We start from the raw sequence: 17,196 nt of genomic DNA on the forward strand, positions 1-17,196 counted from the left end.
TATTTTGCACCTCTTTTCAAATTTTCACTTCTATTGGTTATATCTTATTTATAAAAAGAACACAATTTAAAATCCTATGAAATTATAGCATAATATAGTATTATAAGAAATTTCAACTTGTGTATCAAAATGATAACATAAAATCGCATTGAAAAACTCGGGAATTATTACAATTGAAAGAAAAATGAAAATATTATCATTTATTTTTCCCATAAAACAGCATCCTATTTCAAATTTCGTAGAAAAAAATGATACGATAGAACGAGATTATATATTAAGGGAGACGGTCCAAATGAAACAACCACTCGCACATCGAATGCGCCCTACAAATATTCAAGAAATTATTGGGCAACAACATTTAGTTGGTGAAGGAAAGATTTTATGGCGAATGGTCCAAGCCAATCATTTTCAATCTATGATTTTATACGGTCCTCCAGGTACAGGAAAAACATCCATTGCCAGTGCAATTGCTGGAAGTACCGGTACCCCGTTTCGTCTATTGAATGCTGTTACTCACAATAAAAAAGATATGGAAGTTGTCGTACAAGAAGCGAAGATGCATCGACACCTCGTTTTAATTTTAGATGAAGTTCACCGTCTAGATAAAGCAAAGCAAGACTTTCTATTACCTCACTTAGAAAGCGGACTTCTTACTTTAATTGGTGCAACGACAAGTAATCCATTCCATGCAATAAACTCCGCTATTCGAAGCAGGTGTCAAATTTTCGAATTACACGCACTAACAGAAGATGATATTTTAATTGGGTTAAAAAGAGCTTTAGAAGATAAAGAAAAAGGCCTTGGAGAATATGCTGTAACGGTAACAGATGAAGCACTACATCACTTTGCAAACGCCTCTGGTGGTGATATGCGTTCCGCTTATAACGCACTTGAGCTTGCTGTATTATCTAGCTTTACTACAGACGATCAAGCGGCTGAAATCACACTCGAGATTGCAGAAGAATGCTTACAAAAGAAGAGCTTCGTTCACGACAAAGGCGGCGATGCTCATTATGACGTATTATCAGCATTTCAAAAATCAGTGCGCGGAAGTGATGTAAATGCAGCGCTCCATTATTTAGCACGCCTTATTGAAGCAGGTGATTTACAAAGTATTGGCAGACGCCTTCTTATTATGGCTTATGAAGATATTGGACTTGCTAGCCCACAAGCTGGACCACGTACACTAGCTGCAATTGAATCAGCTGAACGAGTTGGATTCCCAGAAGCACGCATCCCACTTGCAAATGCCGTTATCGAGCTATGCTTATCACCAAAATCAAATTCAGCTTATAAAGCACTTGATGCTGCATTACACGATTTACGCAACGGTCAAACAGGTGACATTCCAAGCCATTTAAAAGATAGTCATTACAAAGGCGCAGAATCACTTGGAAGAGGCATTGGATATTTATATCCACACGACCATCCAAACGGCTGGGTAAGGCAACAATACTTACCTGATAAAATAAAAAACAAGCAATATTATAAACCGAAAACGACAGGGAAATTTGAGCAAGCACTTTCTACTGTTTATGAAAGATTACAAACTTCGAATAAAACGAAAAATAAAGGGTAACATAAACGAAAACGTCACCATTATGGAGGCTTCGCTTATGAAAACACGTCAAGATGCATGGACAAAAGAAGATGATCTCCTTTTAGCAGAAACTGTTTTACGACATATTCGCAGCGGAAGTACACAAATAAAAGCATTTGATGAAGTCGGCGATACGTTGAACCGGACTTCAGCAGCTTGCGGCTTTAGATGGAATGCTGAAGTAAGACCGAATTACGAAGATGCTGTGCAGCTTGCGAAGAAACAACGTAAAGAATTAAAGCGCTCTGAAGCTAAAATAGAAAAAAATCAGTTCACGAAAACGAAACAACTCGTAATCGATGCTGAGTTTTCTGAAGATATTACGCCAAGTAAACAAGAACTTACGATGCAAAATGTCATCTCATTTTTGCAAAACTTGGAGCATAATAACCCTTCACTCGCAAAGTTGCAAACTGAAAATGATGTATTACAAGCTCAGCTCACTTCTCTGCAAAAAACGAATCATGAACTTGAAACGAAATTAGCGGTACTCACAAAAAAACAACAAGCAATCGAAGAAGATTACGCGATGCTTGTTCGAATTATGGATCGTGCTCGAAAACTTGTTTCAGTCGAAGAGCAAGAAGAGCAAATTGCCCCGATTTTCAAAACCGATCAAAACGGGAATTTAGATATTATTTATTCTGCTGAGAATTAAAAACAGGGATGTCACTTTTTTAACTGAGTGACATCCTTGTTTGTTTTCGGTAAATCATATATATACATGTCGGTAAATGAAATTATATTAACGATTTTTCGAATATATCTATCGTAACTTGCAATATATCAACGATTTTTCGAATATATCTATCGTAACTTGCAATATATCAACGATTTTTCGAATATATCTATCACAACTTGCAATATATCAACGATTCAATAAAGGATATCGATTTAACGACAAAGATTGACAATAACATTCCTCCTTGTCATACAAGGAAACTCCTAAAACGGATTAGATATTTTTTACTAAAATATTATTATAAACATATACCTTTAAAGGGGGATGGTTGCTATTTCATTAATAATCTTCAAAATAACTCTTGGCCTTCTCGTCCTAACTTTAGCTCTTTTCACCATTAACAGTCTAAAAAAGACATCCGCCTATAAATCAGATAAATATGATTTTTACTTACTAACCTTACTTACATTTGAACTAGTAGTAATGCAAATATCCATATTTCTTTAATACATATAAAAAAGCATATATCCAAAATGGATATATGCTTTTCTTTTATTCTTGCCCTACACGTTTCACTTCTACATTTTTAATACGTTCACGTACAACGTGACTTGCCATAATTAAGCCTGCCACAGATGGTACGAATGCATTTGATGAAGGCGGTAATTTCGCTTTACGAATTTTTGCATTTTCGTCTGGTACGATTTCTTTACGTACTTCTTCACGAATTACGATTGGGTTTTCGTCAGAGAAGACAACTTTTACACCTTTTTTAATACCCTCTTTACGAAGCTTCGTACGAATGACTTTCGCAATCGGATCTGTGTGTGTTTTAGAAATGTCCGCAATACGGAAACGAGTTGGGTCCATTTTATTTGCTGCACCCATACATGAGATAATTTTAATTTTACGACGTAAACATTGTTTAATTAAATGGATTTTGAACGTAATCGTATCAGATGCATCCACTACGAAATCTAAACCGTGTTTAAAGAACTCCTCATATGTTTCATCTGTATAAAACATTTCTAGTCCAATTACTTCACATTCCGGATTAATGTCTGCAATACGCTCTTTCATTAATTCTACTTTTGAACGTCCTACAGTAGATACTAAAGCGTGAATTTGACGGTTTACGTTTGTAATATCTACAACGTCTTTATCAACTAATACGAGACGTCCTACTCCAGAACGCGCTAACGCTTCAGCTGAAAATGAACCTACGCCGCCAATTCCTAAAATACCGACTGTACTATTTTTTAATATTTCAAGTCCTTCTTTACCGAAGGCTAATTCATTACGTGAAAATTGATGTAACATTCAGCTCTACACTCCTATTACAAAAATGGTCTACCATGTATTCTAGCGTTTTTCCGACTATTTGTATAGAAAAAGTTATAGAATTCCTAAAAATACATATTTCGAAAATGAAAACATAGACCAGAATTTCATTTCTTCCTAAATACACGTTTAAAAAAGAGGATTCAGAGAACCGAGCAGATCGAGGCGCTGAAGCCAGGAGGAGCACAGTGTAGAAATACTACTCGAGCACCGGACTGGCGAAGCAACGATGAGATGCGACAGTTATCTGAACCGGACTTTTTAAACTTCCTTTCAATACACGTTTAAAAAAGAGGATTCAGAGAACCGAGCAGATCGAGGCGCTGAAGCCAGGAGGAGCGCAGTGTAGAAAAATACTACTCGAGCACCGGACTGGCGAAGCAACGATGAGATGCGACAGTTATCTAAACCGGACTTTTTAAACAACCTCTCAAAAAAAGTCTAGACGGTTATAGTATAACCATCTAGACCCTATTCTTACTTCTCTTCTTTTAAGCTTAATTTTAAGTTTAACTCTTCAAGCTGTGCTTCTGCAACTGGGCTTGGAGCTTCTGTTAATAAGCAGCTTGCGCTTGCTGTTTTCGGGAATGCAATTGTATCACGAAGGTTCGTACGGCCTGCAAGCAGCATAACAAGACGATCTAAACCTAATGCAATACCGCCGTGTGGTGGTGTACCGTATTCGAATGCTTCTAATAAGAATCCGAATTGCTCTTGCGCTTCTTCTTGTGAGAATCCAAGTGCTTTAAACATTTTTTCTTGTACGTCACGCTCGTAAATACGAAGTGAGCCACCACCAAGCTCATAACCGTTTAATACAAGGTCATATGCTTGTGCACGTGCTTTTTCTGGTGCTGTTTCTAGTAACTCAACGTCTTCACGGAATGGCATTGTGAATGGGTGGTGAGCTGCGAAGTAACGATCTGCATCTTCATCGTACTCAAGAAGTGGCCAATCAGTTACCCATAGGAAGTTAAATTTACTTTCATCAATTAACTCAAGCTCTTTACCTAGACGTAAACGAAGTGCGCCTAAGCTATCTGCAACAACGCTCTTCTTATCTGCTACGAATAGTAATAAGTCGCCAGCAGTAGCCTCTAATGTGCTCATTAACACATTTGCATCTTCTTCACCGAAGAATTTTGCAATCGGTCCTTTTAAACCGTCTTCTTCAACTTTAAGCCAAGCTAAACCTTTTGCACCGTATACTTTCACGAATTCAGTTAATGCATCGATGTCTTTACGAGAATATTTACTTGCAGCACCTTTTGCATTGATTGCTTTTACTTGTCCGCCGCTTTCTACAGCACTTGTAAACACTTTAAAGCCACAACCTGCTGCAAACTCAGATAAGTCTGTTAGTTCCATTTCAAAGCGTGTATCTGGCTTATCAGAACCGTAGCGAGCCATTGCATCAGCATATTTCATACGAGGGAATGGTGCACTAACTTCTACACCTTTTGCATCCTTCATAACTTTCGTCATCATACGCTCCATCATATCTAAAATTTCATCTTGTGTTAAGAATGAAGCTTCGATATCGATTTGCGTGAATTCCGGTTGACGATCCGCACGTAAATCTTCATCACGGAAACAACGTGCTACTTGATAGTAACGCTCAAATCCGCCGACCATAAGAAGCTGTTTAAATAACTGTGGTGACTGTGGTAATGCATAGAATTCACCATCATGTACACGACTTGGCACTAAATAGTCACGAGCTCCTTCTGGCGTGCTTTTCGTTAAAATTGGTGTTTCTACTTCTAAGAACTCTTCTGTGTCTAAGAAGTTACGAATTGTTTTCGTTACGTCATGACGCATTTTGAATGTGTTAAACATTACTGGACGACGTAAGTCTAAATAACGATATTTTAAACGCACATCTTCTGATGCATCTGTATCATCAGCAATGATGATTGGCGTTGTTTTCGCTGCATTTAGTACATTTACTTTCGTTGCTTGTACTTCAATACGACCAGTTGCCATATTGTCATTAATTGCGCCTTCACCACGTTCAACAACTGTACCTTCTACGTGTAATACGTATTCGCTACGAATTGTTTCTGCTACTTCTAACGCTTCTTTTGATGTTTCTGGGTTAAATACAACTTGCACGATACCTGTACGGTCACGTAAGTCGATAAAGATTAATCCACCTAAGTCACGGCGTTTTTGTACCCAACCTTTTAATTGAACTGTTTGTCCAACAGCTTCTACTGTTACTTTTCCACATGCATGTGTTCTTTCAGCCACTGTAAGTTCCCCCTATATTAATTTCTCTGCTACGTATGAAGCAAATACATCTAACGCTACTTCTTCTTGTTCACCTGTTGCCATATCTTTTAAGTTAATGATGCCTTTATCTAGCTCATCTTCTCCTAATACAGCTACAAATTTCGCCTTTAGACGATCTGCTGATTTAAATTGTGCTTTCATTTTGCGATCTAAATAATCTTTTTCAACTGACAATCCAGCTTTACGAAGATCGAACGCAACTTTTGCAGCATGGTCTTTCGCTTTTTCGCCAAGCGCCACAACGTAACAATCAATGCTATGTTCAAGTGGTAATTCAATGTTTTCAGCTTTTAGCGCCATAATTAAACGTTCAATACTCATTGCAAAACCGATACCTGGCATTTCTGGTCCACCGATTTCTTGTACAAGTCCGTTATAACGGCCACCACCGCTTAATGTAGTGATCGCACCGAAACCTTCTGCCTCACTCATAATTTCAAAAACAGTGTGTTGGTAGTAGTCTAAACCACGCACTAAGTTCGGATCTTTTTCAAACGGAACATTCATCATCGTTAATAGTTCTTGAACTTTGTCGTAGTATATTGCTGAATCTTCGTTTAAGTATTCTGTAATAGATGGTGCTGTTCCCATTAATTCATGGTTACGGTCCTTCTTACAGTCTAAAATTCGAAGTGGATTCTTTTCTAAGCGAGATTGACAGTCAGAACAGAATTCGCCGATACGTGGCTCAAAGTGTGCGATTAATGCATCACGGTGTGCTTGACGGCTCGCTGCGTCACCTAAACTGTTTAATACAACTTTAATATTTTTTAAGCCCATGCCGCGGTAAAATTCAACAGCAAGTGCAATTACTTCTGCATCAATTGCAGGGTCATTACTGCCGATTGCTTCGATACCGAATTGTACGAATTGACGATAGCGACCTGCTTGTGGTCTTTCATAACGGAACATTTGACCGATATAGTATAATTTCGTTGGTTGTGTTGCATCACCAAACATTTTATTTTCAACATAAGAACGTACAACAGGTGCAGTACCTTCTGGACGTAATGTTAAGCTGCGCTCTCCACGATCTTGGAATGAGTACATTTCTTTTTGTACGATATCTGTCGTATCACCAACACCGCGTAAAAATAGCTCAGTGTGCTCAAAAATTGGTGTACGAATTTCTTTATAATTGTAACGACGGCAAATTTCGCGTGCTTGCCCTTCGATATACTGCCATAACTCAACAGTGCCTGGAAGAATATCTTGCGTTCCGCGTGGGATTTGAATAGACATATTCAGTTCCTCCTCAAATTGTTTTAATCTTAATAAAAATAAAAAAACTCCCGCCTCTACTGTTTAAACAGTAGGGACGAGAGTATTATACCCGTGGTGCCACCCTAATTGAAGCACGTATGCTTCCACTTTTTTAATAACGCTTAAATGTGCGTTCATCCCTACTAAGCGTATATGCCGTTCAAGTTGAAACCTCTAGAGTGTCATTCAATCAGTCATCATGCAGAAATGTTTTCAGCCTAAGACATTCCTTCTCTTTCCATGTGTGTCTCATTTACTCTTCTCTATCAACGGTTATATTCATATGTAAATATAAAATTACTATACGTTTGTTAAGTAGGATTGTCAAGTGCTCTAAGAACGTTCAATCTGCTTCTTTAAACGCTTTACATCTTGAAGAGAAATCCCAAACTCGGAAGCAAGCTCCATTGAAGTATTGTTTTGCTCTTTTGAAATAAAATCATGAAAATTCACGTTAAATAGTTGATTTGCACCATTTGTAACAGAATGCCCTTTTTCATTCATACGCATACGTATATCCCTCACATTCAATATGGATGTTTTACTTTTTATTGTTCCATATTGATGGGAGAGTTATACATAACCGAAACTGCTATTAATTCCAAATAAATGAACAAAACATACAACAATGTATAAAAAAGAGAGGATTATATAACCCTCTCTTTTTTATCAACACTATTTACTTTCTACAATTAAGGTCACCGGACCATCATTGATTAAAGAAACATCCATCATTGCTCCGAACTTCCCTGTTTCCACATGTAATCCTTGTTTACGAACTTCTTCATTAAAGAAATCGTATAAACGCTCTGCATAATCAGGTTTCGCAGCATCCATAAAGTTTGGACGTCTTCCCTTGCGGCAATCTCCGTATAATGTGAATTGCGAAATAGATAGAACTTGTCCTTCTACATCAAGTACAGAATGATTCATCTTTCCGCTCTCATCTTCAAAAATACGTAAGTTTGCAATTTTTTCCGCAATGTAAGTTGCATCTTTTTCTGTATCTTCGTGCGTAATGCCAACTAGTAATGTTAAACCGAACGGAATTTGTCCTACGATCTCACCGTCTACTGTGACAGACGCTTTCTTTGATCGTTGTAAAACAACTCTCATCTTTCTACACTCCCTATTAATGCATCATGCGTCGTACTGCATAAATTTCTGGAACGCGTTTAATGCGTTCTACTACTTTTTTCAAGTGTTGTAAGTTACGAATCGAGATTGACATATTAATTGTTGCCATCTTATTACGGTCACTTCTACCAGAAACAGCTGAAATGTATGTTTTCGTCTCTGTAACAGCTTGCAGTACTTCATTTAATAAACCGCGGCGATCGTAACCTGAAATTTCAATATCAACGTTATACTCTATTTCTTTTTCAGGGCTACCTTCCCACTCAACTTCTAATAAACGTTCTATCGCTTCTTCTGTATGAACATTTACACAATCACGGCGATGAATCGATACACCTCGGCCTTTCGTAATATACCCAACGATATCATCACCCGGAACTGGGTTACAGCATTTCGATAAACGGATTAATAAATTATCAGCACCGCTTACCTTTACACCAGAATCCCATTTTCGAATTTTCATCGGTTTACGAACTTCTTTGACTTCAACAATTTCTTCTTCTTCGCGTTGCTTGCGGAACTTGTCCGTTAGTCGCGTAACAATTTGCGAAGCTGTAATTCCGCTATATCCAACTGCTGCAAACATATCTTCTTCATTTGCAAAGTTAAATTTCTCCGCGACGCGTTTTAAGTTATCAGGCGCTAATACTTCTTTCATCTCATACTCTAGACCACGTACTTCCTTTTCAACAAGTTCACGGCCTTTTTCAATATTTTCGTCTCTACGTTGTTTCTTAAAGAATTGACGAATTTTATTTTTCGCATGAGATGTTTGAGCAAGTTTTACCCAATCTTGACTTGGGCCATATGAATGTTTCGACGTTAAAATTTCAATGATATCGCCGGTTTTTAATTTATAATCCAGCGTCACCATTTTCCCGTTTACTTTTGCACCAATTGTTTTATTCCCAATTTCCGAATGGACACGATACGCGAAATCAATTGGAACCGATCCAAGTGGTAATTCCATTACATCGCCTTTCGGTGTAAAGACGAATACCATGTCAGAGAATAAATCAATTTTTAATGACTCCATAAATTCTTCTGCATTAGAAGCTTCATTTTGCCATTCTAATATTTGACGGAACCACGTGAGTTTCTTCTCTAATGTACCTGTTGTTTCTGCTGTTTTTCCTTCTTTGTATGCCCAGTGTGCCGCGATCCCGAATTCTGCAATTTCGTGCATTTCTTTCGTACGAATTTGCACTTCAAGTGGATCACCTTTCGGTCCAATTACAGTCGTATGAAGAGATTGATATAGATTTGCTTTTGGCATTGCAATATAATCTTTAAAACGACCTGGCATCGGCTTCCAGCACGTATGAATAATTCCAAGCACTGCATAACAATCTTTAATACTATTTACAACGACACGTACAGCTAATAAATCGTAAATTTCATTGAACTGTTTATTTTGCAGTGCCATTTTACGATAAATACTGTAAATATGTTTCGGTCTTCCAGAGATCTCAGGTTGAATTGCAACTTCTTTTAATTTCTCACGAATACCAGTCATTACTTCGTCTAAGTATTCTTCACGTTCTGCACGTTTACGCTTCATTAAATTTACAATACGATAATATTGTTGTGGATTTAAATAGCGAAGTGACGTATCCTCTAGCTCCCATTTAATAGTACTAATTCCGAGTCTATGTGCTAAAGGTGCAAAGATTTCTAGCGTTTCATTCGCTATGCGACGCTGCTTCTCTTGAGGCAAATGTTTCAATGTACGCATGTTATGAAGACGATCAGCTAGTTTAATTAAAATAACTCGAATATCTTGAGCCATTGCAATAAACATTTTGCGATGGTTTTCTGCTTGTTGTTGTTCGTGAGATTTATATTTGATCTTCCCAAGCTTCGTAACACCATCAACAAGCATAGCAATTTCTTTGTTAAATTCCCGTTCAATATCTTCTAACGTAATCTCTGTATCTTCCACTACATCATGTAAGAAACCTGCTGATACCGTAGCTGGATCCATGTGTAAATCAACTAAAATACCTGCAACTTGAATTGGATGAATAATATACGGTTCACCCGATTTTCTGTATTGTTCGCTATGCGCATCGCGTGCATATTCATAGGCACGTGCTACTAGCTCAATATCTTCATCCACTAAATATTGACTTGCTTTCTCGAGTACCTGTTCAGCTGTTAGTACCTGCTCATTTGCCATCGAATCACCTTTTATTGAAAATTGACTTTATCTTTATTTAATAGAATAAATTATATTCTATCATTATAACCCAATGATTGTGAATTGTGAAAAGGAAAAGATTTTACTGACATTTCACCATGATTTTTTGTTCAATTATACAAAAGTACCCGCTCCTCTCCAAGAGATTCACGGGTACTTTTTATCACCGTAGTTTTACCTATATAGTGATTAGTATTTTTCTAATACTAATACATCGTAACCATCTAACATTTTACGACCATCTAAGTAAGTAAGCTCTACTAAGAATGCAATCCCTGCTACAACTCCGCCAAGTTCTTCAACTAGCTTAATTGTCGCTTCGATAGTTCCACCTGTAGCTAATAGGTCATCTGTAATTAATACGCGTTGACCTGGCTTAATTGCATCTTTATGGATTGTTAAAACATCTTTACCATATTCTTTACCGTAGTCAACTGTAATTACTTCACGTGGTAATTTTCCTAATTTACGAACTGGCGCAAATCCTACTTCTAACGCATAAGAAACTGGGCAACCGATAATGAAACCACGAGCTTCTGGTCCTACTACAACATCGATATCTCTTTCTTTTGCGTATTCAACGATTGCATCTGTTGCTGCTTTGTATGCTTTACCGTCATTCATTAAAGGTGTAATGTCTTTAAACACAATACCTTCTTTCGGATAATCCGGTACAATTGCGATATGTTGCTTGAAATCCATATTTCTGAATCCTCCTCAGATCTAAAAGGTTTGTAAATACAAATCCTTTACCCTAACTGTTCTACTTCTTTATGATTACGAATCGTTTCAAACCATGTATATAGTTGCTGATATGTGCTATAAACCAATTCTTTTTCTAATTGTAAGTGGTTCATTTTCTCACGATATGTGTTCGATTCAATTAAATCACGCTTTTGTTTTTTGTCTGCCATAAAAATGACGCCATCTTTTATTGTAACAAATTCTAACTCAAAAAACACCTGTGTCATAAAATTTACTGTATCTTTTGACCAACCTTTATGACGACATAGTTGTTCTCCATATTGTCTTAAAGAAAATGGTGTTTTTTGGTTTAAGAAAGAATAATACCATTTAAAGTGTTCTCTCGTAGGAACTGTACTAAATAAGTGGTTATTCTCTTGATAAAATAGCGTATAAATTCGCGCTGGGAATCCTGCCTTAAATAACTCACGTAATTCATCGGTTCCTTTTGGTAAATCAAGTAACACGATATATTGATCATCTAAATGCGTTACTTCTGAAGCATGCATGAGCTTTTCTTTATAGCTCTCTAAAGAAAATTTATTCAATACCTCTTCAGAAAAATACACCATTGTTATTTTTTCTTTCGGAAGTTCTGCTAAATTTGCTTCTGCATTACGCATACTACGCCAATCAAATAATTGCCACGCCTCTACAGCAATATCTTGTACCATTAGTTGTGGCTTCTTAAAATTATTCCATTCATTGATGGATGCTTCTCCTATTACAGATACTTTTGCAACTGGAGAGATTTCTTTAGCATATGCACCAAAACCAAATCCAATTGTATCCAGTGTTGCTTGTCCATCACGAAGAGCCATTTTTAAATGAGAACCATCTGATCCGATTGCGCGAATGCTTTCTAACTCTGCATCTTTTACTGCAATACGTGGTTTCGGATTTCCAATACCAAACGGGGCTAGTTTTTGCATATCTTCAATTGCCGCTAGCGTTACATCCTCTACTTTGCAAAAAACATCAACTGCTGTAATTGGAATAAAATCTTCTTCTGTTAAAATCGCATCTGCTTGTTCATTTAATCGGCGACGTAATTCATCTACATCATTCATATGTAGCGTCATTCCCGCTGCCATCGGATGCCCTCCGAAGTGTGGCAATAACTCTCTACAATCTGATAAGTTTGCAAACAAATCAAATCCTGCAATACTACGTGCTGAGCCTTTTGCTGTTTCTTTTATAGGATCGATGCTTAATACAATCGTCGGACGATAAAAACGTTCAACTAATTTAGAAGCAACAATTCCAATTACCCCTGGGTTCCAGCCTTCTTTTGCAAGTACTAATACTTTGTTTTCTTCTGGCGGGAATTTATTTTCAACTTCAGCGATAGCTTCTTCTGTAATTTGCTTTACAATATCTTTTCGCAGTTTGTTCAGCTCATCAATTTCTTCGGCCAACTCTTTCGCTTCCTCTGGATCATCTGATAATAAAAGGTGTACAGCCGGCGCAGCATCTTCTAAACGCCCAACCGCATTAATACGAGGTGCAATTGAGAAGCCAATACTCTCTTCTGTAATTTCACTTTGCGAAACGTTAGCAACTTTAAACAATGCCTTCAAACCAATATTTCTCGTCATACGCATATGTTTTAAACCGCGTTTCACTAGCAACCTATTTTCACCATGAAGTGATACTAAATCGGCTACTGTACCGATTACTGCAATCTCTAATAAATGTTCTGGTACACGGCCTAATAGTGCATGCGCAACTTTAAACGCAACACCTACACCAGCTAAATAGTGAAACGGATATACGCCACCTTCTAATTTCGGATGTATAATCGCAAGCGCTTCTGGCAATTCTGGCGGTGGCTCATGGTGATCTGTAATAATTAGATCTATTCCAAGCTCTTTCGCTACATTCGCTTCATGTACTGCTGCGATGCCAGTGTCGACAGTAATAATCAGTGAGAAACCTGCACTATGCGCCCAACGAAATGCTTCTTCGTTCGGTCCATACCCTTCTGTAAAACGATTTGGAATGTAAAATTCTACTTCTGCACCTAATTCTTGAAGAGCAAGATATAAAACCGTCGTACTACTTACTCCGTCCGCATCGTAATCACCAAATATTAATATTTGCTCTCCATTTTGAATCGCCTTATTTACACGTTCTACCGTTCTATCCATTCCTTCTAATAAAAATGGATCATGAAATTCTTGATTTTCTGTATTTAAAAAATCTAAAATCTTATCTTCTGTATCTAGTCCTCTACCGAGGAATAATGAAACGACAAGTGGCGATAACTGTAATTTACTTGCTAATTCACTCACTCGCTCGTCATTATATTCTTTTTCTTTCCAACGCGTCTTCGGTTGTAACACGAAATCACCCCTTAACCTGTTCATTATACAAGACAGATTAAGGGGTGACAATATAATGCAAACTACGATGCAATATCTATATACTAAAATGTTAATGATGTTTAATTTGGAGAATACGGATTTATATGTACGAATACATTTTGTACATTATCTTGTTTCATAAGTATTTCTTTCACATGTTTTCCAATACGGTGTCCTTCTTCTACGGTAATGTATGGATCTACAGACACTTTAATATCGACAATAACATAATGACCATGCTCCCGTGCATATAAAGAACCAATTTTTTTCACACCATCTACTTGAAGAACGGCCTCTCTAAGCGGAATAACATCCTCCTCATGAAGAACATGGTCAAGCGTTGCATGAATTGCTTCCGCTCCAATGCTCCATGCCATTTTTACAACAAGAAGCGAAACAACTAATCCTGCAATCGGATCAGCATATACAAGCCAGTCTATACCAAGCTTACCACCGAGTATAGCTGCACAAATACCGATTAAAGCTGCAATTGAAGAAAACACATCCGAACGGTGCTCATATGCATTTGCAATAATTGCATCACTATTTACCCTTTTCCCTAATCGGAATTTATATTGAAACATTCCTTCTTTCACGACGATTGAAAGAACAACAGCAAATATCGTAATTCCTTTCGGCGGTTCTAGTTCTTGCGAAAAAGCTTTTATAGATGAAATCGCGATTTCAAGTCCCACAATAAATAATAATACCGCAACAATAATCGCTGAAATCGATTCCGCTTTACCATGACCATACGGATGATCTTCATCAGGTGGCTGCTTTGCCGCTCGCAATCCAAAAAGTACAGCTAGCGAACCAATTACATCTGATGCAGAATGCACGGCATCCGCTAATAGCGCTTTACTGTTCCCAATATAACCAATTACCGCCTTTACAATCGCTAATATAATATTACCAACGATCCCGACAATGGCACCAAACTCGGCCTGTTTAAAACGTTCATCTTTTTCCATAATTAAAATCCCTTCTTTTCTTAACCTATCTTTTTATTTTAACAAAAACAGCGATAACACCACCACTTTCTTCCATCTTCTTTCTGTTAAAAAGTTGCTATCTTATTGTATCCACAAACGAAAAAAGAGATGCCTCATAAAGAGACATCATCTTTTCTATACTTGCGGTTCAGATTCTACTTTCTCAACCTTCTTCTTGTTTTTTCCCTTTTTCAAACGACGGTTTTCAAGCATTAACCAAATTTGAGAGGCAACGAAAACAGAAGAGTACGTACCTACAATTAATCCAACAAGTAACGCAAACGAGAAGTTACGTAGTGACTCACTACCGAAGATAAGCAGTGCAATTACTGGGAATAACACTGTTAATACGGTATTAATCGAGCGACCAAGCGTTTGGCGAATACTTGCATTTACGATTTCTTCTAGATCTTTTATATCGCGCACTCGTTTTTTCTGTTTGTATAATTCACGGTTTCTATCAAATGTAACAATCGAGTCATTAATAGAATAACCGATGATTGTTAGTACTGCAGCGATAAACGTTAAGTCTACCTCTAGTTGGAAAATACTAAACATAACAACCATAACGAAAGCGTCATGTAATAATGCAAGTACTGCAGATAACGCATACGTAAATCGGAATCGAATACTTACGTATAAAATGATAACCGCAGAAGCAATCAGTACAGCGATAAATGCATTTCGTGCAATTTCTTTACCGATTGTCGGTGAAACTGTACTTATGTTTGGATCTGTACCATATTTATCGTGGAAGAATGTTTTTGTTTTCGCAATTTCATCTTTTGATAAAACACCTAATGTACGAACTGCGAAACCTTTATTGTCATCTCCAGTCGGTACAATATTTTCTTCCTTCACATCAATGTTCAGTTCTTTAAAATCTTTATGAACATCAGACACCGTAACGGCTTGTTTTGATTGCAAGTCAATACGTGTACCACTTGCAAAGTCAATACCAAGATTCAATTTGAAAATTGGTAAGATAATTGCACCCGCAATTACAACTACAATCGAGAAGATAAGGAATTTATGACCGATATTTACGAAGTTAATACGATCAAATCTCGTTGGCGGATGTACTACACCTTTTGTTAATGGAATAATATCCTTTTGTTTCACACCAAAATATCCTGGTTTTTTATCAAAGTAACGGCTCTTTACAAGTAAACCTAGTAAGAAACGAGTACCGAATACGTTCGTAATAAAACCAACTAAAATACTTACGATTAAACTTGTTGCGAATCCTTTTACAGAGCTATTACCATAAACGAATAACACACCAGCTGCCGCAAGAGTTGTAACGTTTGCATCTAGAATTGTTGCTAATGAACGATGGTTACCAGCGCGGAATGCCGACATCATGGACTTACCAATTTTCAACTCTTCTTTCAGTCTCTCGTACGTAATAATATTCGCATCAACTGCGATACCTACTCCGAGCACTAACGCCGCAATACCTGGCAACGTAAGAACTGCATGCATCCAGTTAAAGACAAGTAATGTAACGAAAACGTATAAACCTAACATAATAACCGCTACAAGTCCTGGTAAACGGTAGAATACAAGCATAAATAAGAAAATAAGAGCGATACCAATCGCACTAGCGAAAATCGTTTGCTCTAACGCTTGTTGACCAAACTTCGCTCCAACAGATGTTGAATACATTTCTTTTAAATCAACAGGAAGTGCACCTGCATTTAATAAAGATGAAAGTTGTTTCGCACTTTCAACTGTGAAGTTTCCACCTACGATAGATACTTCAGCTTGGTTAAATACTTGGTTTACTGTTGCTGCTGATAAGAACTTCGGATTCGGTTTTGCAGATTCTGCTTTGTACGAATCTTTTCCTTCTTCAAAATCAAGCCAAATTACCATTAAATTCGTTGGTGGTGGCATTTTTGAAATTTTTTCAGTTACTTCACGGAATTTTTCAGCGCTCTTTAGTGTAAGACCTACGCTCGCACGGCCTTGCTCATCAAATGTTTGCTTCGCTCCGCCGCCTTTTAAATCCGTTCCGTCCATAAGAAGATTATCATCTACATCACGGAATGTTAATTTCGCTTGTGTTGATAACATTTCACGTGCTTTTTGCTGATCTTGTACACCAGCAAGCTGTACACGAATTCGATCTTGCCCTTCGATTTGAATGTTCGGCTCACTTACACCGAGAACATTGACACGATTCTCAAGAGCACCTACTGTACTTACAAGTACGTCTCGATCGATTTTGTCCCCTTTTTTGGCTGGTTTTACTTCATACAGAATTTCAAAACCACCGCGAAGGTCTAGTCCTAGACTAATTCCTTTTGCTATGTCTTTTCCTGCCGCACCAATTACTCCACCGATTAATAAAACGATGAGGAAAAAGGCGGCAATTCTCGTACCACGCTTTGCCATATGTACCCTCTTTCCGCTACTAACACTTTAAATAAATCTCTTACGATTCACTTTTACACGTGTGTATACGTCTAGTTAGTAGACTTCCTTTCTATAATTTTGCTAGCTCATCACTAGCTGTGCCGGTACGTTTTCACGATACCTGCACTTTCATTATTTGTTTTCTCTCTTCA

At 37.5% G+C, this 17,196-nt stretch carries 12 protein-coding genes and 1 other annotated feature; of the genes, 2 read left to right on the forward strand and 10 right to left on the reverse strand.

The features are described 5' to 3' along the window. Nucleotides 1-292 precede the first annotated feature (292 nt). Both ACXKY9_RS21480 and ACXKY9_RS21485 read left to right on the forward strand, forming a co-directional pair. Nucleotides 293-1,579 carry a replication-associated recombination protein A gene (locus ACXKY9_RS21480; protein ID WP_000812919.1) on the forward strand — a complete coding sequence of 429 codons (1,287 nt, stop codon included), beginning with the start codon at nucleotides 293-295 and terminating at the stop codon, nucleotides 1,577-1,579. Nucleotides 1,580-1,616: 37 nt separating this feature from the next. After that, nucleotides 1,617-2,258 (forward strand): RsfA family transcriptional regulator, encoded by a 642-nt coding sequence (locus ACXKY9_RS21485; protein WP_000857722.1) that lies wholly within the window; start codon nucleotides 1,617-1,619, stop codon nucleotides 2,256-2,258. Between the two features lie 576 nt (nucleotides 2,259-2,834). Here ACXKY9_RS21485 and ACXKY9_RS21490 read toward each other — a convergent pair. The 10 genes from ACXKY9_RS21490 to secDF form a co-directional block, all read right to left on the reverse strand. Next, nucleotides 2,835-3,602: a tRNA threonylcarbamoyladenosine dehydratase gene (locus ACXKY9_RS21490; protein WP_000903182.1), complete on the reverse strand. Its 768-nt coding sequence runs from the start codon at nucleotides 3,600-3,602 to the stop codon at nucleotides 2,835-2,837. Between the two features lie 498 nt (nucleotides 3,603-4,100). After that, entirely contained in the window at nucleotides 4,101-5,876 is a 1,776-nt protein-coding gene (gene aspS, locus ACXKY9_RS21495) for an aspartate--tRNA ligase (RefSeq protein ID WP_000840898.1), read from the reverse strand. A 12-nt stretch (nucleotides 5,877-5,888) separates the two neighbouring features. Beyond that, the gene (gene hisS / locus ACXKY9_RS21500; protein WP_000027082.1) at nucleotides 5,889-7,160 is read right to left on the reverse strand and encodes a histidine--tRNA ligase; all 1,272 of its coding nucleotides are present in this window, start codon (nucleotides 7,158-7,160) and stop codon (nucleotides 5,889-5,891) included. Nucleotides 7,161-7,229: 69 nt separating this feature from the next. Beyond that, nucleotides 7,230-7,460: a binding site (T-box leader), on the reverse strand. A 54-nt stretch (nucleotides 7,461-7,514) separates the two neighbouring features. Further along, nucleotides 7,515-7,691 carry a hypothetical protein gene (locus ACXKY9_RS21505; protein WP_001242605.1) on the reverse strand — a complete coding sequence of 59 codons (177 nt, stop codon included), beginning with the start codon at nucleotides 7,689-7,691 and terminating at the stop codon, nucleotides 7,515-7,517. A 165-nt stretch (nucleotides 7,692-7,856) separates the two neighbouring features. Further along, nucleotides 7,857-8,297 (reverse strand): D-tyrosyl-tRNA(Tyr) deacylase, encoded by a 441-nt coding sequence (locus ACXKY9_RS21510; RefSeq protein WP_001266965.1) that lies wholly within the window; start codon nucleotides 8,295-8,297, stop codon nucleotides 7,857-7,859. Nucleotides 8,298-8,313: 16 nt separating this feature from the next. Further along, the gene (gene relA, locus ACXKY9_RS21515) at nucleotides 8,314-10,497 is read right to left on the reverse strand and encodes a GTP diphosphokinase (protein WP_001262811.1); all 2,184 of its coding nucleotides are present in this window, start codon (nucleotides 10,495-10,497) and stop codon (nucleotides 8,314-8,316) included. Nucleotides 10,498-10,707: 210 nt separating this feature from the next. After that, a complete protein-coding gene (locus tag ACXKY9_RS21520) occupies nucleotides 10,708-11,220 on the reverse strand; it encodes an adenine phosphoribosyltransferase (protein ID WP_000346215.1) in 513 nt (170 codons plus the stop codon). Nucleotides 11,221-11,267: 47 nt separating this feature from the next. Further along, entirely contained in the window at nucleotides 11,268-13,607 is a 2,340-nt protein-coding gene (gene recJ / locus ACXKY9_RS21525; protein ID WP_000941236.1) for a single-stranded-DNA-specific exonuclease RecJ, read from the reverse strand. Between the two features lie 101 nt (nucleotides 13,608-13,708). Next, nucleotides 13,709-14,602 carry a cation diffusion facilitator family transporter gene (locus tag ACXKY9_RS21530; RefSeq protein WP_000409746.1) on the reverse strand — a complete coding sequence of 298 codons (894 nt, stop codon included), beginning with the start codon at nucleotides 14,600-14,602 and terminating at the stop codon, nucleotides 13,709-13,711. Nucleotides 14,603-14,758: 156 nt separating this feature from the next. After that, complete coding sequence (gene secDF / locus ACXKY9_RS21535; RefSeq protein WP_001119072.1) at nucleotides 14,759-17,023, reverse strand: protein translocase subunit SecDF; 2,265 nt, start codon at nucleotides 17,021-17,023, stop codon at nucleotides 14,759-14,761. Nucleotides 17,024-17,196: the final 173 nt, after the last annotated feature.

This window comes from Bacillus sp. 2175 (genome assembly GCF_057812155.1).

What these genes read in the sequence shown, in the direction of transcription:
- ACXKY9_RS21530 (WP_000409746.1), bottom strand. Translation starts at nt 14,602, where the DNA reads ATGGAAAAAGATGAACGTTTTAAACAGGCCGAGTTTGGTGCCATTGTC.
- secDF (WP_001119072.1), bottom strand. Translation starts at nt 17,023, where the DNA reads ATGGCAAAGCGTGGTACGAGAATTGCCGCCTTTTTCCTCATCGTTTTA.
- relA (WP_001262811.1), bottom strand. Translation starts at nt 10,497, where the DNA reads ATGGCAAATGAGCAGGTACTAACAGCTGAACAGGTACTCGAGAAAGCA.
- ACXKY9_RS21510 (WP_001266965.1), bottom strand. Translation starts at nt 8,297, where the DNA reads ATGAGAGTTGTTTTACAACGATCAAAGAAAGCGTCTGTCACAGTAGAC.
- ACXKY9_RS21520 (WP_000346215.1), bottom strand. Translation starts at nt 11,220, where the DNA reads ATGGATTTCAAGCAACATATCGCAATTGTACCGGATTATCCGAAAGAA.
- hisS (WP_000027082.1), bottom strand. Translation starts at nt 7,160, where the DNA reads ATGTCTATTCAAATCCCACGCGGAACGCAAGATATTCTTCCAGGCACT.
- ACXKY9_RS21490 (WP_000903182.1), bottom strand. Translation starts at nt 3,602, where the DNA reads ATGTTACATCAATTTTCACGTAATGAATTAGCCTTCGGTAAAGAAGGA.
- ACXKY9_RS21485 (WP_000857722.1), top strand. Translation starts at nt 1,617, where the DNA reads ATGAAAACACGTCAAGATGCATGGACAAAAGAAGATGATCTCCTTTTA.
- ACXKY9_RS21480 (WP_000812919.1), top strand. Translation starts at nt 293, where the DNA reads ATGAAACAACCACTCGCACATCGAATGCGCCCTACAAATATTCAAGAA.
- ACXKY9_RS21505 (WP_001242605.1), bottom strand. Translation starts at nt 7,691, where the DNA reads ATGCGTATGAATGAAAAAGGGCATTCTGTTACAAATGGTGCAAATCAA.